This window comes from Streptomyces aureus (assembly GCF_000725495.1).
Taxonomy (GTDB): domain Bacteria; phylum Actinomycetota; class Actinomycetes; order Streptomycetales; family Streptomycetaceae; genus Streptomyces; species Streptomyces aureus_B.
On record NZ_JNZD01000005.1, the window covers coordinates 277,883 to 294,422 of the forward strand.

Sequence of the window (16,540 nt, forward strand, 5' to 3'; positions counted from 1 at the left end):
CCACGCGCGCGTGGCCTCGCTGCACCCCCACTGGCCTCAGCCACGCCATCGGTGCCGTTGACCAGAGCAAGCCGCGACGGCCGGCCCGCTACGACAGGGCCCTCGGCGTGTCACGGCCAAGGAGCTCGCATACCTTCACGTCATGGACTTCAACATCACCGCGGGAGAGGAAGCCGCCGTGTTCCACGTGGCGAGCCTCGTCCAGGATGGCCTCTCCCCCACGGATGACGACTTGGCGAAGGAGCTGGGTGAAGAGATTCGCCCAGTGCTGCAATCCCTCCTGGACAAGGGTTGGCTGGTGGTCGACGAGGAGCACGAGCTGGCCTTGTCCACGATCGCGCGGCATGTCGCGTCCAGCCGCAGGGATGCCGAGGGGCCGCGGGCGTCCCAATAGATACGAGCAGTCCAAACCGCTGAGCCATCAGCTTGGGAAGCTGAGGTTTCCTGGCGGCGGTTGCTGCGCTGATCTGCGGCGGAGTGGTGCTGGAGCCCGGGTCGTCTCTGGGGTCAGTCCCCGCTGTTCCCCGTGGTTCCCCGCAGGATCTGGCACGCGAATGGCACGGTCTCTTCGCCTCGGACGTCTCTTGGCGAAGCTGTGCGATGGAGCGTCTGAGTCTCAGCCGGCGGCAGTCAGCCACGATGGTGGGTCGGTCGACCATGGGCCTCCCGTGCCCCTGCCAGTCGCCCACAGCCGCCGTGCCCCAGATCCTCCGGTTCGGTCGCGGCAACCGACCGGGTGCGGTCTCGGTGGGGCGTACGAACGTCCAGGTGACCGCCATGGCCCATGGTCGGGGCGGTCGCGCGTCTCCGCCGTACCGAATATGACGGACTGTCATAATGCGCCACATTATGTCGGTCCGGTCGAGAGGATTGCTGTGACTATCTGTCAAGCCGTAAGGGGGGTGGGCGCGCAGGAGACCCTCCCGTCGTCGGCGCCGCCTGATCTTCGAGTGCGTCGCTCGTGGTGGGGTGGGTTGCTGCGGGCGCTGGGGGCAGGTCTCGTCGTAGTGGCCGGCCTGGCCGCGCCCATGGTGGCCCCGCAAGCCGCCCAGGCCGTGCCGCCCGGCACCTACGCCTACGTCACCAACTTCAACGCCAACACGGTGTCGGTGATCAACAGAGCGACGAACACGGTGGCGGTCACGGTGCCCGTCGGCGCTGCGCCGTGGGAAGTGGCGGTGTCGCCGAACGGCACCCGCGCCTACGTCACCAACCGCGCCGATGACACGGTGTCCGTGATCAACACCGCGACCGACACGGTCGTCGCCACCGTTCCCGTCGGCCTTGAGCCCCTGGGGGTGGCGGTGTCGCCGGACGGCACCCGCGCCTACGTCACCAACTTCAGCGCCGACACGGTGTCCGTGATCAAGACGAACACGAACACGGTCGTCGCCACCATCCCCGTCGGCGATGCCCCCATCGGGGTGGCGGTGTCGCCGAACGGCACCCGTGCCTACGTCACCAACGCCGACGCCAACACAGTGTCCGTGATCAAGACGGCGACGAACACGGTCGTCGCCACCGTCCCCGTCGGCGCCTTCCCGTTCGGGGTGGCGGTGTCGCCGAACGGCGCCCGCGCCTACGTCACCAACTTCAACGACGACACGGTGTCCGTGATCAAGACGAACACGAACACGGTCGTCGCCACCGTCCCCGTCGGCGATGCGCCCCAGGGGGTGGCGGTGTCGCCGAACGGTACCCGCGCCTACGTCGTCAACGCCGACGCCGACACGGTGTCCGTGATCAAGACGGCGACGAACACGGTCGTCGCCACCATCCCTGTCGGAGATGCGCCCCGAGAGGTGGCGGTGTCGCCGAACGGCACCCGCGCCTACGTCACCAACGCCAACGCCGACACGGTGTCCGTGATCAACACCGCCACCAACACCGTCGTGGCCACCATTCCCGTCGGCGACCTTCCGTTCGGGGTAGCGATCGGCGTCGTGCCCTGCCCAGGCCACGGCAAGCCGGGTCACGGAAAGTCAGGCCACGACCGGCAAACCACGGCCACCGGCAACTGCACACGGGCATGACGAACGCCCCGGCGCCGGCCGCCCACCCTCGGACCACCGACGCCGGGGCACCCCGTGACCACGCAACCCCACACCACGGCCCGCCGCCCCAAGCCTCCGCCGGCCCTTCGCACCCAACCGGACCACCGATCAGACCGCGCTACGTGACTCACTTGTCTGAACGGCCGAACTCGCGCTGACCTGTACGTGTTCTTGGCACCCCCAGATAATCATCGCGCTGCACGGCAAGGTCCCCGGAACGTGATCGACCCGGGACCTAGGGCCTGTTTCAGAAGTGGATCAAGCAGCGAGGACGGCTTCGGTGAGGGCCGTATGCTGCTCTCGCATGAAGGATCTTGGTAGTCAGATCGCATACTGGGACGGCATCGGGGCGACGAAGACGTTCACCCATCCGGTAAATCTCAGCTGGCTGGCAGGGGTGAATTCGAACGCTCGGGTTCTGGACTACGGCTGTGGATACGGCCGTGTCATGTCGGAGTTGAGCGATCATGGCTTCTCCGATGTCTCCGGCGTGGACCTGTCGCCGACGCTGATCGAGCGGGGCCGTGAGTTGCGGTCTGACCTGCGCTTCGAAGTCCTCGACTCTCCGCCAGACCTGACCTGCGCCTCGGCGACCTTCGATGTCGTCCTGCTGTTCGCGGTACTGACGTGCATCCCCGACACTGCAGCTCAGCAGGCGCTGGTCGTCGAGCTGAGCCGCGTTCTGGCTCCTGGCGGACTGCTCTACGTCAGCGACCTCGTCCTGCAGGACGACGAGCGAAACCGCGACCGCTACGCCGCGCATGCCCAGCAGTTCGGCACCCCGTACGGGATCTTCGCCACGGACGACGGTGTGGTGTGCCGGCACCATGACATCGCGCACCTGCGCGCCCTGCTGTCGGACTTCGACCTGGTGGAGGAGTACAGGATCGAAGTTGCCACGATGAACGGCCACCGGTCTCAGGCGGTGCAGTTGCTGGGTCGTAAGCGGTAATGATCACAGCCACTCGTTGATGACGGCGATGGTGACGGTGGCCTCGTAGCGGACGGCGAGCTTGTCGTACCTCGTGGCCACCGCCCGGTGGCGCTTGAGGCGGTTGATCCCGCACTCGACGGCGTGCCGCTCGCGGTAGTCCGCCTTGTCGAACTTCGGCGGACGGCCGCCGCGGGCGCCGAGCTTCTTGCGGTTGCGGATCTGGTCGGACTTCTCCGGAATCGTGCAGCGAATCCCGCGTTTGCGCAGGTAGACGCGGTTGGCTCGGGAGCCGTAGGCCTTATCGGCCCGAACGCGGTCCGGTCGGTAGCGCGGTCGGCCGACACCCATGCGGGGTACCCGGATCCGCTCCAGGACCGGCTGGAACTGGGGACTGTCGTGCCGCTGACCGGCATCGGGCTTGGCCGCATGAGCCGGGAACGGTGCGGCAGCGCACCTGTCGGCAGGCCGGTCTGCGCGTGCAGACAGAGCGTCCGCTTGTCGGGTGCGAGGACGTACATCGCCCCTGCGGTCGCTGCTGCCTCTTGAACGGCTTGCAGCAGGCTGTTGTCCAGCTCTTCGAACGCGTCCTTGGGGCTGAGACCAAACGCGTCCCAGCCGTCCGGCCACGATTCCTGCCGAACCACCGACCGCTCATGCCGGTCGCGTCGCCCGGAGCGCCTCGCCGTCACTGTTCAATCGCAGTTCTGCATAACGGCGCCTGCGTTCCCGGCGCGACTTGCAGACGGGACCCCGACCGGAGCGCGCATCCGAAGCCATTGATGCAAACACGGGCACAGGTCTACCTAGTGATCACAGAGCGTCGCAACTCCATGATCACCAGGAACCTGTGCCCGTGCTGTTGCCGATGTCCCCAACCGCCCAGTGCGCGACCTCTTAGGCGGAGGTCTTTCCCTTCGCTCCAACCCCAGCCCGCGCACTGCCTGGTATTGCAGGCAAGATCAGGCAGTCACCGTGATGGTCATGCCCACCCCGCTCGCCCCCGAGTCAGGAACCGGGTAGGACAGAAAAAGGCCATTCTCAGTCTCTCCTCCCACCACCGCACCGCCGAAGATGTTGCTCAGTGTCAGGACAGCAGAGTTGGCGCCCTGGTTGAACGCCACGGTGTAACTGGGGCCAAGGAGCGGGGAACACGCAACACCTGTAGCGCTAGCCCCAGCAGCAAGCGAGCCGGGAAGGTGCTGAGGGATGTTCTGTCCATCAAGCACGGAGTCAGCCAGGGCCAGCGGCTGGGCCGTACGGTTGATCACGGTGATCCGGGCGTAGGCCCCACTGGCGCACGACTGCGGCGACGCGAGGGACACGAGAGTGTGACCAGTGCCCGCCACATGCCCAGTGCCGGTGAGATTGTCGCGGCCGGCAGTGTTGTTGCCGTTACCGAAGACCGAGACGTTCCCGTCGCCGTTGTTGAACACCACCCCACTCACAGGTGCCGAGTCGCCGCCGTCCGCGACCGCCGTCGGCGACAGCGACACCGCACCAGCCAGAGCCACGGCCGCCACAACTACTGCACGAGCACCACGCATGCACCACTCCTCGATCGCCGGAGAACCAGGACATGGCGCGCTCGCGGCTCCGCGGCCGCCCACCGGCGAAGATCCGCGCCGACTCCCGGGGCGAGGACGCACAACGCATGATCCGCTACACCACACCGCGGGACGTGACCGTCTGGCCCTCCTCAGCTCAGCCGTTCCCCCAGCCCAGCTCTCATTCCGTACGCCGTTGCCCCCAACACGCTTTCCAACTGTGCTGGGGGCCTCGTGGGCTGCCTCCGGGGTCGTCCACCTGCGTTCATGGGCGGCTGGCGCGGGCGGCAACACCTGCTGACGGTCCCGTGTGAACGGTTCTGAATGGGGCTGAATGAGACGGGAATTGAGACGGGCGGCTCCACCCGGCAGGCTGCGGCCCCACGGGAGGAAATGCATGGACCCACCACCATGCAAGGGGATAGGTTCCGTCTGGTAATGCGTCGTCTAGCGGCCACGCGGAGTGCTGAGGCGGTTTGTACTACTGCCGTAACAACCACTGCCGAACCCCGGCAGGCACGCGCGCCCGGGTGCCGGGGATGGCACTCTTTCCGCCTACGGCCCGTCAGGTCGGGCCAGTCAGAGGGGGAGTCTCTCCACGATGCATCGCATGCGCGCCGCCGCGGCCGTTCTCGCCGCCGCAGGGCTCGTCACCGCCACCCAGCTAGGTCTCGCCGGCACGGCATCGGCCGCGACCCCGGCTGCGACGAGCACCGGCTGCCCGGTCAGCCTCGTCTACCCGGCGAGGTTCTACGTCGACTCGCACGGTTGGGTGACCAACGGCGGTCTGTACTTCGGGATCAAGAACAAGAGCACGACCAAGAGCTTCACGAAGGTCACGCTCACCGTCACGGACGTCGCGAACATCCGCTTCGGCACGGCCACGCCCAAGAACGGCCGGGTCACCAACAAGACGTCGATGACGGTCTCCGTGTACACGGGGACCCTCAAGCGGAGCAGCAGCCTCGGTGTGAAGGTGCAGACACACCTGCTCAACACCCACAGCTACAAGGTGAAGTTCGCCCTCCACGGCACCGGCTGGACCTGCGCCGTGAACCAGGGCACCTGGGGCGTCTGACCCCAAGTGCCCCTTCGGTCCGCAGGGCGTCGCGGGGCGCTGTCCATCGGTTCAGGACAGCGCCCCGCGACGCACAAGAGCTTTGAGGTCTGGCCTCATCTTTATCAGGTCGGTCGCAGGGGTCTATCGACGTCGGCCAACCGCCCGTGCGCCTCGACCGATCGCCTTCCGGGGTCCGGCCTCAACCGTCCCTGTTCGTGCTTGTTGGTGTCAGCCGCTGATGTCATCGGCAACAAGGGGTCAGCCGCACGACTGCTTCCTACCGGCTTTCGGTCCGCCGCTGGTACCAATCGTCAACGATCCACCACAACGACATGACCACCAGCCACATGGCCAACCCGACGAGCGCGCCGAACCATGACTCCCCCTTGCCGAAATGCCAAATCAGGGTGACAACGACCCCGCCGACAAACAGCCGTGCCAGACGCCCCGTCATGCCGATCATGCTAGCCACACAGAAGACCAAGATGGCAGGGCTCCGTCAAAGTTGGCGGTGGATGCCGGCCCGCCACGCCTGCGGTCGACAGCGGCGAGAGGTTGGCTCCGAGACTTTGGGCGGGAGCTGCCATGGGGCGAGTGATCATGGCCCCTTAAGCTTCCGGCGAGTCGGGCAGTCTGTGGACCTGCCCGTTGAAGCACGACGTTGGGGCCATGATCTTCGAGGCTCGCCCCATGGTGGCTGCCTAAAGTCTCGGAGCCAACCGGCCCGGCCACGACGTGGACGTGTTCTGACCTCATGCAGCCGGCCAACCCTCTCAAGGGCGCGCGTCGGCGCAGCCGCGCGGAGCGGGCCGAAGGCAGGAGCGGCGCGCGAGCGGAGCCGGGAGCGCGCCCGGCGGAGCGGAGCGCAGCCGGGGCTTGACGCCGGGGAGAACATCAAGGCGCTGAGCCTCTACCTCGGCCACAGCGACCCGGGCTTCACGCTCCGCGTGTACACGCACCTGATGCCGAGCAGCGAGACCAGGACCCGGAAAGCCATCAGCGCGATGTACCGGGCCGCCGGTCACGCCCACGACGGCCCAGAGACGGCCCAAGCCGCCTGACACGGCCCCTCATCGACGGGAAACCCGCTGGTGAGGGGCTGTTTCATGCCCTCGTTCGGCAAGTAACACCCCATCTTGCCTGACGGCTACCCCTCGGGGGAAACCCGTTCGGCCGGGGGCCTGTGACCTGCGGCTCTACCGCTGATCCCTGTGGCTCAGGATGAGTCGCGGCGGCGCCGTCATGGAGATACGGCGATCCCCAGGGAGTCGGCGCCCATGGCCTTCGGGGCGCCCTTCTCGTAGAAGACGTCGAGTTCGGCGATCGTGAAGCCGGCGGAAGTGAGCATGTCGACGATGGGCCTCGTGAGATGGCAGCCGTCGAAGATGCGCTGCTCCATCGGGTCGAGGCGGTGCTGCCAACGGCGTACCTGCTCGTCCGGGGCCAGGCCGTGCTCCACGAAGTGCAGGGTCCTTCCGGGCTTGAGGACGCGTCGAACCTCGCGCAGGGCGGCGTCCGCGTCGGGGATGGTGCAGAGCGTCCAGGTCGACAGGGCCGCATCGAAACTGTCGTCGGCGAAGGGAAGCGACTGGCCGTCCACCCCACAGCGCTCCACCGGGGTGGAGGTCGCGCCGAGACGCTTGCCGGCCAGCTTCCAGCCCACATCCGAGGGATCGACGGCAGCCACCCGCGTGACGGCGGGCGGATAGAAGGGAACGTTGTGCCCAGAACCGAAGCCGATCTCCAGGACTTCGCCCTCCAGGCCTTCGCACACCCGGCGCCGCAGCTCCTTGGCCTCCCCCATGCCGCATGCGACGTTGACGATGCGCGGAACGACTTGCTCGGCGTAGAAACCCATGGCAGCCACCACCATTCACGACAAGTCTGGCACCGCAGACACGCGCTTGCGAATCTCCTGGATCCAGACCACCCTCCCGTGATCACCTGCCCCCAGACCGGTCCTGACACGGGCACGGCAGACACCCCGGAATGACACGGATCGCACCTGCCCGACGCCGTTCCGGCGCCCTGACCTGGATCCGGAGCCGAGGAAGAGGACGACCCCTCACCTCCCATGACCGCCGGGCGGCGAGCCGAGGCCCGCGGCCGGGCTCGCCGGGCGGACGGGAATTGTCAGACCGGCCCTAGTCGGGCAGCAGGCCGAAGCCGAGCAGTACCGCGGCCTCGACGCGTACCGCCCCGGGCGCGAAGACGCCGTCGTTCTCGGGGTCGCCTCCCAGGCGGCCCCCATGACTGCGCCGCCCGACCGACTCCGGGTCGACGTCCTGAATGTGCACCACCGGGCCGAGCCGCACTCCGCAGGCCTCCGCGTAGACCTCGGCCTTGCGGCGCGCTGCCGCGACCGCCCTGCGCCGGGCCTCGTCCCGGAGGGCGGGCTTGTCGAGCACGTCGAAGTGGACCTCGTCCACGCGGTTGGCGCCCGCCCGTACGGCGTCCTCTATCAAGCGTTCGAGCCGGTCGAGGGCTTCGATCTGCACGGTGTACGTCGCCTCGCAGCGATAGCCGTGGAACGTGCGCTCCGCGCCGTAGCCCTTGAACTCCGACTGGAGGGCGAGGCGTGACCCGGACACGTCGGAATCGGGTATCCCGTGCTCACGCAGCACTGTCCGCAACCTGGCCACGGCCGCCCCGGCCTGTTCGAAGGCCTCCTCGGGTGTCGCTGCCACGAGGTCGACCGCGAGCCGCGCCTGGGCGATCCGGGGTTCCGCCGACACGTTCCCCGCACCGAACACACTGAGCCCCCAGGGCTCCTTGATCTCCGTCATCCGAGGATGGAAGCAGCAACACCTCATCACCGCAACGGGATTGACCCCAGGCCCGAGCCCCGAGCCCCGAGCCCCGAGCCCCGGCAGAGCGGACAGCCCGGATGCGGCCGTGCACATAGGCCGGTCACCACAGGGGCAACAAGAACGACGTGACCAACCTCCCCTCGCATCCCATCGGCCGCACCGTCCGGGAGTCGTGAATGCCGCGCCGAACCCTCGTGGGACTGGGCATCGCCTGCGTTCTCGCGCTTCCGTCCGTCGCCGCCTGTACATCGGCCCACACCGATACCCCGTCGTCGTCCGGCCGGTCCTCTCGCCCCTCCGAGCCGGGCTCGACGAAGGGCACGTCAGGCACCGGTTCCGCCCCTCCCTCCGTACAGAAGCCTCCGGAGCTGGACAAGGGCGAAACACTCGCCGGCCGCCGGAACGCGACCACCGGGAGTGCCACCCTCCCGTTCGGCAAGGGCACGAAGCACGACGCGCTCATCGTCGCCGTGAGGTGCCAGGGCGCGGGCAGGATCAAGGTGGCGGTGCGGTCCGTCCGCGTCGCCTTCCCCCTGAACTGCGTCGCCGACCAGGTGAGCACCACGTACAACGAGGTGGCGGTCGCGGGGGTCGACCGCGGCGGAGTCGTCTCCGTCGAGGCGCCCCCGGGTGTGCGCTGGTCCATGACGATAGGCCGGGGTCCGGCGGCCCACGAGGATGCGTCCGGAGCCGGCTCGGGTTCGGTGTGAGGGCAGGGCAAGGGTGTCGGCCCGGGGCGCGGACGCCGACCCGGGGGGGCAAGGGTGTCGACCCGAGGTCGCGGACGTAGGCCCGGGGGCGCGGGCGTAGGCGTGACGGCTCGGGTATGGGCCTGGGCCGCAGCCCGGTCCTCGGCGGGCGCCCATCGCTCCGGCGACCGCTCCGCCACCGGCCGTCACCCCCCACGCCACCCGTCGGGGCGGCCCCGCCACGACGCGTGACCCTCACGGCTCGCCTCGTGCCGGGCCCGCCCGAGAGGGACACTGCTTGTAGGGGCTGGGGTCCGCCCGGTCCTCCCAGGGCTTCACCGGGGGAAGCGGCTTCGGAGGTGATCGCGATGACACAGATGACAGCGACGCAGGCACGGACCACGGTCGGCTGGCACGTCGAGATGGAATTCCAGGAGGACGACCACCGCACCCGCGCGGCCGCCCTGCTGCGCCTTCCCGACGGAAGCGAGGTACGTGCGCACGGCTATGCCAGCCGTCACCCTTCCGACTCGAACCAGCCCAGGGTCGGCGAGGAGGTCGCGGGCGCGAGGGCGTTGAACGAACTCGCCATGCAGTTGCTGACCAAGGCCCACGACGAGATCGACGCGGCCTCGGGCAGGACCTCGCACGCGCTGCGGTGACCCCGGCGTCACCAGGGCCTGTCCGACCGTTCGCTTTTCGCACCGTCCGCCCCCGGACGCTCCCGGACACCTCCGGGACCTTCGGGGGCGTTCGTCATGCCCCGGACCGGCAGGGGTGGACACGGACCGGCCGGGGTGGACACGGATAGGCCGGGGTGGACAGGGGGGCAGGGGTGGACACTTTAGAGCCCTGTGCACACATCCCGCTCAGATTCCGCATGACTCCCAAAGAAACACTTTGCGGGCACTACAGTCCCCCGCGCACCGATCACCGCACAACCCCGAGCACCAGACGGCCGGGTGGAGGTGTCGGAACACCCGAGTCGCATCGTTCTGGGGGGACTTCATGCGCGAAATGATCAAGGGATCGAACGTGTCGCTCGCGGCGTTGAGCGAGAACACCGACGCAGTGATCGTCAGTCTGGGATGGGCGAGCCCGACCGGCGAGGGCGACGCCGACGTGTCCGTCCTCCTGCTGGGCGCGAACGGCAAGGTCCGCGACGACGGTGACTTCTACTTCTACAACAACCCGGTCGCCGCGGACGGAAGCGTGCAGCTGCTGGGCAAGACGCCCGCGGTGGACGGCAACGAGGACCGGATCGGCTTCGACCTGACCGCGGTGCCCTCCGAGGTCGAGCGCATCGTCCTGGCCGCGAGCCGTTACGACGGCGCCTGCTTCGGGGAACTGGAGCGCGTGAGGCTGGCGTTGGCGGACGGCGGGGGCGAGGAGCTCCTCCGCTTCGCCATCGACGACGCCGACACGATGAGCGCGATCATCTTCGGGGAGCTGTACCGGCGTGCGGAGGAATGGAAGTTCCGCGCCGTCGGCCAGGGCTACGCGTCGGGCCTCGCGGGTCTGGCCACGGACTTCGGGGTCGACGTCGACGACGACGCGGCGGCCGAGCACGTACCGGACGAGGCCGCCGAAGACACCCCGACGGACCCGTACCCGAACCCGAGCCCGAACCCTACGGAGGCGGCGCCACCGGCCGACGGCCCAGGACGGCAGGACGGCGGCGACCCCGTACCCCGGAACGGCGGCGTCCCCGTAGCCCAGGACGGCCTGCCGTCGGTCCCCTCCCCGCGCCCCGCTCCCCGTCCAGCCCCGGCCCCAGCCCTGGCCGCCGCCCCGCTCCGGCCCGGCGCCGGGGACCGGCCGGAGAGAGCGGCCGCGCGGCCCCGTACGGCCAAGAAGAAGATCACCCTGCCCAAGGCGGCCAGAAGGACGCTGGCGGAGAACGAGTCGTGGAGGGACGCGCGGCTCTTCCCGGCGTCGGCGCTGAAGAGCGACCGCGAGCGCGAGACGCGGGCGACCTCGGTCCTGCTGTCCGTGATGGCCCAGGTCCCCGAGTTCGGCCGGCGGCTCACGGCCGCGTTCGGCGCCCCGGCCGGCCGCATGGAGACGTTCACCGAGGTCACCCTGCCGCACGGCGACAGCCCGCGGCGCCCCGACGGGGTGATCCGGGTGGAGCGGGCCGGGAAGCTGTGGACGGCGCTCGTCGAGACGAAGACCAACGGCAGCGCGCTCCGGGCCGAACAGGTCCAGGCGTACATGGACATCGCCGCGCGCCGTGGCTACGAGGCCGTGATCACGCTGTCGAACGACGTGGCGCTGGAGGGCAGCCCGCTCGTCGAGGTCAAGATCGACAAGCGGCGCAAGCACAAGGTGGCCCTGTGGCATCTGTCCTGGGCGGAAGTCGCGCACCAGGCGCAGCTGTTGATCCGGCACGAGGGCGTCGGCAACGGGGCGCACGCCTGGCTCCTCCAGGAACTGCTGCACTACCTGCGCCACGAGAACTCCGGCTGCCACGGCTTCCAGAACATGGGGCCGGCCTGGGTGCCGGTGCGCAACGGCATCGACGACGAGACCCTGTGCCAGGGCGACCCGCGGGCGCTGGAGGTCGTGGAGAGCTGGGAGCGTCTCGTCCGCCAGGTCTGTCTGCGCCTCGGCGGCGAACTGGGACAGAAGGTGCTGCCCGTCCAGCGCGCCAGGCGCGGGGTCGACCCGAACGCGCTGCGGGGCCGTCTCGCCGACCGGCTCTGCCTCGACGGGAGGCTGCAGTCGGAGCTGCGCATCGAGGGGACGCCCGGAGTCCTGGCGATCAGCGCGGACCTGCGGACGGGCAAGCTCCGTACGTCGATCGAGATCCCGGCGCCGGAGCAGGGCCAGCCGCTTTCGTGGGCGAAGCGCCTGGTCCGGCGGCTGGACGAGGCCCCGGCGGACCTCCATGTCGAGACGCTCGTCGAAGGGGAGGCGGCCGGCCGCCGCGGAACGCTCGAACGCCTCCGTCCCGAGCCGGCCGACCTGCTGCCCAAGGACCCCGCGTCCCGGATCGCCGGCTTCCGCCTGTCCCTCCTGAAGGGCATGGGCAGCACCCGGGGAAACGCGGAGTCGAGCTTCATCCGCAGTGTCGACGACGCGGCCCATCGCTTCTACAGCACCGTGGTGGTCCACCTGGACGGCACGACACCACGGCGAACACCCGCCAAGGACGGGGCCCGTACGGGTTGAGCCCGCCGGGCTCCCACGAGCTCCCGGATCCCCCTGGCCTGAAAGGGCGCCTCGAAGCCACCCTGGCGCCCCTGGCAGGACTCGCCGTGCCGTCGGCTACCCCATGGACTTGGCGCCGTCCAGGGACTCTCGGATGATGTCGGCGTGCCCGGCGTGCTGGGCGGTCTCGGTGACGATGTGCAGCAGCACCCGGCGGGCACTCCATCGCCCGCCCGGCTCGGACCACGGGGCCTTCGGCAGTGGTTGTGCGGCGTCCAGGTCGGGCAGGGTGACGACCAGTTCGTCGGTCCGACGGGCCACCTCGGCGTAGTCGGCGAGCACGCCGGTCAGCGTCTCGCCCGGCAGCATCCGGAACTCGTCGGCCCGCCGGGCCCAGTCGGCCTCGGTCATCTTGGTGAAGTCGGGCATCGCCGACGGGCCGTCCAGGATGAACCGCACCCAGGTTCGCTCGACCGCAGTGACATGTTTGATCAGGCCGCCCAGACACAACTGACTGGCGGTGGTCCGGCGCCCGGCCTGCTCGTCGGTGAGGTCTCGGGTGGTGAATCGCAGGAAGTGCCGCTGCTTGGCCAGCGCTTCCAGCAAGTCGGCGCGCTCGCCGGTGACCGGCTCACGGGCCGCGTCGTGGGTGGCCGATTCGTCGACAGTCACGGTCTCGCTCATGGTTGCTGCCTTCCGTGGTTCGTGTTCCGCCGGGCAGGAAGGACGCTAGAGCCAGTAGAGGTCAGATCCTGACCTAAATGAACTGAAAGGGTGAAGCAGCGATCCGCTCGTTCTGCGCCCCGGTTTGCCCTGAATTCCCAGTCCGGCCTGGCACGAACGTGGCACAGCGAGGCCACCGGGCATCCCTACGCGTTTCCCTCGCAGTCGGCACTGATCCTGAGTTCATGCAGCATTTTTTCCATTTTGCCGTCTGCGCCGACGAGGGGTGCGCTAATACGTGTGACGAAAACCGCCCAGGTTCCCCGGGTGAGGAGGCTCTCGTCAGTACCTCCGGCGCCGGCCTGCTTCCAACCGTGTGCCCGCAGTGCCGCTGTCACATCCTCGCGGGAACGAAGAGCACTCTTCGTCGACACGAAGCCGTCGAGAGAGACGGAGCAGTAATCTCCGGCGGGTTCCTCTTTACCGGCTCCTCTGAACCCGTCAGGCGCTTTCACGTTAGCCACCGCTTGCAGCAGCTCCGTACGAACGGTCTCGTATTCCATGCGGCGGTGAGCGGCCAAAGGGTCGGCGCTCACCTTTGATCGGCCCGGGGAAGGCTGGGAGGGCTGGGAAGTCTGAGTGGTCCCGCATCCTGCGATCAGTCCGATGAGTCCGATCAGTGGAAGAAGGCAGACGAGGCGGGGTATGGCATGACGCATGCCCGCGATCATAAGCTGCTGGTCAGGGCACCGAGGGGCATCAAATGCGAGACAAGGATCATGAAGGGTTCAACCGTGTTGAAGCCGCCGCCAGTTGCCCCTTCACGGAGAGCGAATATGCACCGCGACCTCGGCACGCTTTGAGGTGTACCCGCATCTTCATCAGGTCGATCGAGGCACCCTCACGGCCACGACGAGCCTCCGCTGAACCCGCTCGTCACCGATCCCGGGAAACTGGGCCTCCCTGCTCCTCTGCGGTCCGCTCAGCCGCCACGATGCAGCCGCTGAATTCGACGTGCGGGCGAGTCACCGCCCATCCATCCGCTTCTCGGACCGGCACCAATTCGATTGCGCCGGGCACCGAATGCCGCACGTTCGACGTCCTGTCGGGAGAAACTTCGTACCGGCAGTGCACTTCCGTGTCGGTGAGCACCCGCAACCGGGTCGACGCATGCGCATTCCCGGCCATGATGCTCCTCGCGGAAAGCAATCTCCGCAGCACTGGATCTGCCAGTCATCGACCCACCCGCCGGTTCCGTCATCCGGCCGGCCTGGCGCGGCGCGCGGAAGGCCGTTTCCGCCCCCGCACGTCCTCGCCCCGCCCAGGTGGCCTGCTTGGCCGGCAACAGCGTCCCGGTGCTTCTGGCGACCTACGCGCGGTGCGACGGAGGCAGCCACCTGACTTGAAAACGCGCCTCGAAGCCGCCGGAGGCCGTCCCGACCCGCCCGACGCGGGCTGAGGCTCCCCGGCGAAAATTTCGCCACGTATACGGCAGAGCCGCCCGCGAGAACCCGGTGACAGCCGGACGGCCCCGGGCCTCTCCCTTGATCATCGGGAGGGCGTTCGGGACATAGCTGCATCGAGTGAAACCTGCTCCGACCAGCAAAAAGCCCTCCCATGAGGGAGGGCGGAGACTGGCGCCCCCGGCAGGACTCGAACCTGCGGCCAAGCGCTTAGAAGGCGCCTGCTCTATCCACTGAGCTACGGGGGCCGGGTGTGTCGGCCTGTGTGTCGTGGTGCCCGGGTGTGGGCGGATCCGTGACCTTGCCGGGGACAAGGATAGGGGTCCCGCATCCCTGCCCCTCCTACTGCGCCTCCGTGGCTCGATGTGGAGGTTCAGTGAAGCGGTCCTGATAATCGCAGGCGGGTACGAATCGTGCACCGCTTTTGGCGTCCTGAGCATCGGGTGTTGTGCACTCGTTATGCCTGCGCCCCAGTCATCCCTTCCGCCCCGTCTGTCCTGTCGGCGCGCAGACATACCCATATGCTTCAGAAAGACTCCAAAATTGGGCATTCTTCGCATGTGGTGACCTTGGACGTACGGCCCCAGCTGCTCGACGCACTCTCCGCCCTGCGCGAGCGTGTCGCCGCCGCACGCTTTCCGCTGCCCCTGGCCGGGGCTCCACGCGCGCGTGCCAACCGCGACGAACTGCTCGCACAGCTCGACGACTATTTGGTGCCCCGGTTGAGGGAACCCGAAGCGCCGCTTCTCGCCGTCATCGGCGGGTCCACCGGCGCCGGCAAGTCGACCCTCGTCAACTCCCTTGTGGGACGTCGGGTCAGCGAAGCGGGCGTCCTGCGCCCGACGACCCGTACCCCGGTGCTGGTGTGCCATCCGGAGGACCATCACTGGTTCAGCGGCATGCGCGTGCTGCCCCAGCTCACGCGTGTGTGGACGCCCCATCAGGAGTCCGGCGACGATCTTCCGGCCGTCACCGGGCGCGGTGAGCGGGTGCTGCGCATCGAGACCGCCGACACGCTCCCGCGCGGCCTCGCCCTCCTCGACGCGCCCGACGTCGACTCCCTGGTGGCCGACAACCGGGTGCTGGCCGCCGAGCTGATCTGCGCGGCCGACATCTGGGTGATGGTGACGACGGCCGCGCGGTACGCCGACGCCGTGCCGTGGCATCTGCTGCGGACCGCCAAGGAGCAGAAGGCGACCCTGGTGACGGTCCTGGACCGGGTGCCGCATCAGGTGGTGTCCGAGGTCTCGCGGCAGTACGGCGCTCTGCTCGCCAAGGCGGGACTCGGCGAGGCTCCCCGCTTCACGGTGCCGGAACTGCCCGAGTCCGCGTGGGGCGGCGGCCTGCTGCCCGCCACGGCCGTCGCACCGCTGCGTACGTGGCTCACGCACCAGATCCAGGACCCAGGGGCCCGCCACGGCGCCATGGCCCGTACGGCACACGGTGTACTGGACTCCCTGAAGGCGCGGATGCCGGAGCTGGCCAGTGCCACCGCCGCGCAGTACGCCGCCGCGACCCGGCTCACGGCGGCCGTCGACGGGGCGTACGACAGCGAGTACACCCGGGTACGCGGGCGTCTCCAGGCCGGGGCGGTGCTCTCCGGGGACGCGCTCAAGCGCTGGCGCGCCTACCCCCTCGACTGCACCGCCGAGGAGCTCTTGGACGCGCTCGTGGAGAGCCTGTCCGCGCTGCTGCTGTGCTCCGTCGCGGCGGCCGACGAGCGGGTGGACGACGCCTGGCGCCGTGAACCCGCCTCGGGCGCGCCGGAGCTGACGGGCCGTGATCCGGCCCTGGAGAGCGCCGAGCACCGGATCGGCCTGGCGGTGCGGCGCTGGCGGCGCGTCCTGGAGGAGTACGCCGAGGACGAGGTGCGCGACCTCGACAAGAGCGTCGCCCCCGACTCCTCGGTGGTGGCCGCGCTGGTCGCCACCGCGCTCCTGGGCGGCCGCAGGGCGCGCAACGCGGGCGAGCGGCTGGCCGAGCGGATCGGGGCGCACGGCGCGCTGCGGCTGCGCGACAAGGCCGGCCGGCTGCTCACGGAGCTCGTCGACACGGCCCTGCAAGCCGAACGCGAGCGTCGTCTCGCGCCGCTCGAAGCGCTCGAAGTCCATCCGGAACCCCAGGCCGAGCTGATCGCCGCGCTGTCCGTACTGCAGAAGGAGAGGTGACC

Annotated in this window: 15 protein-coding genes, 1 tRNA gene and 1 pseudogene; 8 read left to right on the top strand and 9 right to left on the bottom strand. The window is 69.0% G+C overall.

Features of this window, described 5'->3' with window-relative positions:
- The first annotated feature begins 142 nt into the window (after nucleotides 1-142).
- The 3 genes from IO36_RS11170 to IO36_RS11180 all read left to right on the top strand — a co-directional run bounded on the left by IO36_RS11170 (nucleotide 143) and on the right by IO36_RS11180 (nucleotide 3,006).
- Nucleotides 143-394, top strand: a complete 252-nt coding sequence (locus IO36_RS11170) for a hypothetical protein (protein ID WP_037618893.1) — start codon at nucleotides 143-145, stop codon at nucleotides 392-394.
- Nucleotides 395-821: 427 nt separating this feature from the next.
- Nucleotides 822-2,033 (top strand): YVTN family beta-propeller repeat protein, encoded by a 1,212-nt coding sequence (locus IO36_RS11175; RefSeq protein ID WP_245173210.1) that lies wholly within the window; start codon nucleotides 822-824, stop codon nucleotides 2,031-2,033.
- 325 nt (nucleotides 2,034-2,358) lie between these two features.
- Entirely contained in the window at nucleotides 2,359-3,006 is a 648-nt protein-coding gene (locus tag IO36_RS11180; RefSeq protein ID WP_037618894.1) for a class I SAM-dependent methyltransferase, read from the top strand.
- A 3-nt stretch (nucleotides 3,007-3,009) separates the two neighbouring features.
- Here IO36_RS11180 and IO36_RS11185 read toward each other — a convergent pair.
- Together IO36_RS11185 and IO36_RS11190 are read right to left on the bottom strand one after the other, a co-directional pair.
- Nucleotides 3,010-3,402: pseudogene (locus IO36_RS11185) on the bottom strand (transposase); the annotation flags it as partial.
- 545 nt (nucleotides 3,403-3,947) lie between these two features.
- A complete protein-coding gene (locus IO36_RS11190; RefSeq protein ID WP_158997298.1) occupies nucleotides 3,948-4,532 on the bottom strand; it encodes a hypothetical protein in 585 nt (194 codons plus the stop codon).
- 610 nt (nucleotides 4,533-5,142) lie between these two features.
- Here IO36_RS11190 and IO36_RS11195 point away from each other — a divergent pair.
- Nucleotides 5,143-5,610, top strand: coding sequence for a hypothetical protein (locus tag IO36_RS11195; RefSeq protein WP_245173212.1), 468 nt, complete (start codon nucleotides 5,143-5,145; stop codon nucleotides 5,608-5,610).
- A gap of 259 nt (nucleotides 5,611-5,869) precedes the next feature.
- Here the strand turns inward: IO36_RS11195 and IO36_RS11200 are convergent, their stop codons facing one another.
- The 3 genes from IO36_RS11200 to IO36_RS11210 all read right to left on the bottom strand — a co-directional run bounded on the left by IO36_RS11200 (nucleotide 5,870) and on the right by IO36_RS11210 (nucleotide 8,378).
- Nucleotides 5,870-6,046, bottom strand: coding sequence for a hypothetical protein (locus IO36_RS11200; protein ID WP_158997300.1), 177 nt, complete (start codon nucleotides 6,044-6,046; stop codon nucleotides 5,870-5,872).
- A 786-nt stretch (nucleotides 6,047-6,832) separates the two neighbouring features.
- Nucleotides 6,833-7,450, bottom strand: coding sequence for a class I SAM-dependent methyltransferase (locus tag IO36_RS11205; RefSeq protein ID WP_037618899.1), 618 nt, complete (start codon nucleotides 7,448-7,450; stop codon nucleotides 6,833-6,835).
- A gap of 286 nt (nucleotides 7,451-7,736) precedes the next feature.
- On the bottom strand, nucleotides 7,737-8,378 hold the full coding sequence (locus tag IO36_RS11210; protein ID WP_037618900.1) for an SIMPL domain-containing protein: 642 nt from the start codon (nucleotides 8,376-8,378) through the stop codon (nucleotides 7,737-7,739).
- Between the two features lie 200 nt (nucleotides 8,379-8,578).
- Here IO36_RS11210 and IO36_RS44350 point away from each other — a divergent pair, with 200 nt between their 5' ends.
- From IO36_RS44350 to IO36_RS11225, 3 genes are all read left to right on the top strand, one after another.
- On the top strand, nucleotides 8,579-9,112 hold the full coding sequence (locus tag IO36_RS44350) for a hypothetical protein (protein WP_051900304.1): 534 nt from the start codon (nucleotides 8,579-8,581) through the stop codon (nucleotides 9,110-9,112).
- Between the two features lie 347 nt (nucleotides 9,113-9,459).
- A complete protein-coding gene (locus IO36_RS11220) occupies nucleotides 9,460-9,753 on the top strand; it encodes a DUF1876 domain-containing protein (RefSeq protein ID WP_051900346.1) in 294 nt (97 codons plus the stop codon).
- 346 nt (nucleotides 9,754-10,099) lie between these two features.
- Nucleotides 10,100-12,265: a TerD family protein gene (locus IO36_RS11225; RefSeq protein WP_037618902.1), complete on the top strand. Its 2,166-nt coding sequence runs from the start codon at nucleotides 10,100-10,102 to the stop codon at nucleotides 12,263-12,265.
- A 96-nt stretch (nucleotides 12,266-12,361) separates the two neighbouring features.
- Here IO36_RS11225 and IO36_RS11230 read toward each other — a convergent pair whose 3' ends face one another.
- From IO36_RS11230 to IO36_RS11235, 4 genes are all read right to left on the bottom strand, one after another.
- Nucleotides 12,362-12,928, bottom strand: a complete 567-nt coding sequence (locus tag IO36_RS11230) for a DinB family protein (protein WP_051900306.1) — start codon at nucleotides 12,926-12,928, stop codon at nucleotides 12,362-12,364.
- Between the two features lie 185 nt (nucleotides 12,929-13,113).
- The gene (locus IO36_RS46775) at nucleotides 13,114-13,470 is read right to left on the bottom strand and encodes a hypothetical protein (protein ID WP_158997302.1); all 357 of its coding nucleotides are present in this window, start codon (nucleotides 13,468-13,470) and stop codon (nucleotides 13,114-13,116) included.
- A 373-nt stretch (nucleotides 13,471-13,843) separates the two neighbouring features.
- On the bottom strand, nucleotides 13,844-14,095 hold the full coding sequence (locus IO36_RS49320; RefSeq protein WP_425535520.1) for a DUF6578 domain-containing protein: 252 nt from the start codon (nucleotides 14,093-14,095) through the stop codon (nucleotides 13,844-13,846).
- Between the two features lie 447 nt (nucleotides 14,096-14,542).
- Nucleotides 14,543-14,618 (bottom strand) — tRNA-Arg (locus IO36_RS11235).
- A 312-nt stretch (nucleotides 14,619-14,930) separates the two neighbouring features.
- Here IO36_RS11235 and IO36_RS11240 point away from each other — a divergent pair.
- Nucleotides 14,931-16,538 carry a dynamin family protein gene (locus tag IO36_RS11240; RefSeq protein WP_037618904.1) on the top strand — a complete coding sequence of 536 codons (1,608 nt, stop codon included), beginning with the start codon at nucleotides 14,931-14,933 and terminating at the stop codon, nucleotides 16,536-16,538.
- Nucleotides 16,539-16,540 lie beyond the last annotated feature (2 nt).

Coding starts and splice junctions, on each gene's coding strand:
- IO36_RS11205 (WP_037618899.1), bottom strand. CDS start 7,450: ATGGGTTTCTACGCCGAGCAAGTCGTTCCGCGCATCGTCAACGTCGCA.
- IO36_RS11220 (WP_051900346.1), top strand. CDS start 9,460: ATGACACAGATGACAGCGACGCAGGCACGGACCACGGTCGGCTGGCAC.
- IO36_RS11180 (WP_037618894.1), top strand. CDS start 2,359: ATGAAGGATCTTGGTAGTCAGATCGCATACTGGGACGGCATCGGGGCG.
- IO36_RS11210 (WP_037618900.1), bottom strand. CDS start 8,378: ATGACGGAGATCAAGGAGCCCTGGGGGCTCAGTGTGTTCGGTGCGGGG.
- IO36_RS44350 (WP_051900304.1), top strand. CDS start 8,579: ATGCCGCGCCGAACCCTCGTGGGACTGGGCATCGCCTGCGTTCTCGCG.
- IO36_RS11170 (WP_037618893.1), top strand. CDS start 143: ATGGACTTCAACATCACCGCGGGAGAGGAAGCCGCCGTGTTCCACGTG.
- IO36_RS49320 (WP_425535520.1), bottom strand. CDS start 14,095: ATGGCCGGGAATGCGCATGCGTCGACCCGGTTGCGGGTGCTCACCGAC.
- IO36_RS11190 (WP_158997298.1), bottom strand. CDS start 4,532: ATGCGTGGTGCTCGTGCAGTAGTTGTGGCGGCCGTGGCTCTGGCTGGT.
- IO36_RS11200 (WP_158997300.1), bottom strand. CDS start 6,046: ATGACGGGGCGTCTGGCACGGCTGTTTGTCGGCGGGGTCGTTGTCACC.
- IO36_RS11195 (WP_245173212.1), top strand. CDS start 5,143: ATGCGCGCCGCCGCGGCCGTTCTCGCCGCCGCAGGGCTCGTCACCGCC.
- IO36_RS11175 (WP_245173210.1), top strand. CDS start 822: ATGACGGACTGTCATAATGCGCCACATTATGTCGGTCCGGTCGAGAGG.
- IO36_RS46775 (WP_158997302.1), bottom strand. CDS start 13,470: ATGGAATACGAGACCGTTCGTACGGAGCTGCTGCAAGCGGTGGCTAAC.
- IO36_RS11230 (WP_051900306.1), bottom strand. CDS start 12,928: ATGAGCGAGACCGTGACTGTCGACGAATCGGCCACCCACGACGCGGCC.
- IO36_RS11225 (WP_037618902.1), top strand. CDS start 10,100: ATGCGCGAAATGATCAAGGGATCGAACGTGTCGCTCGCGGCGTTGAGC.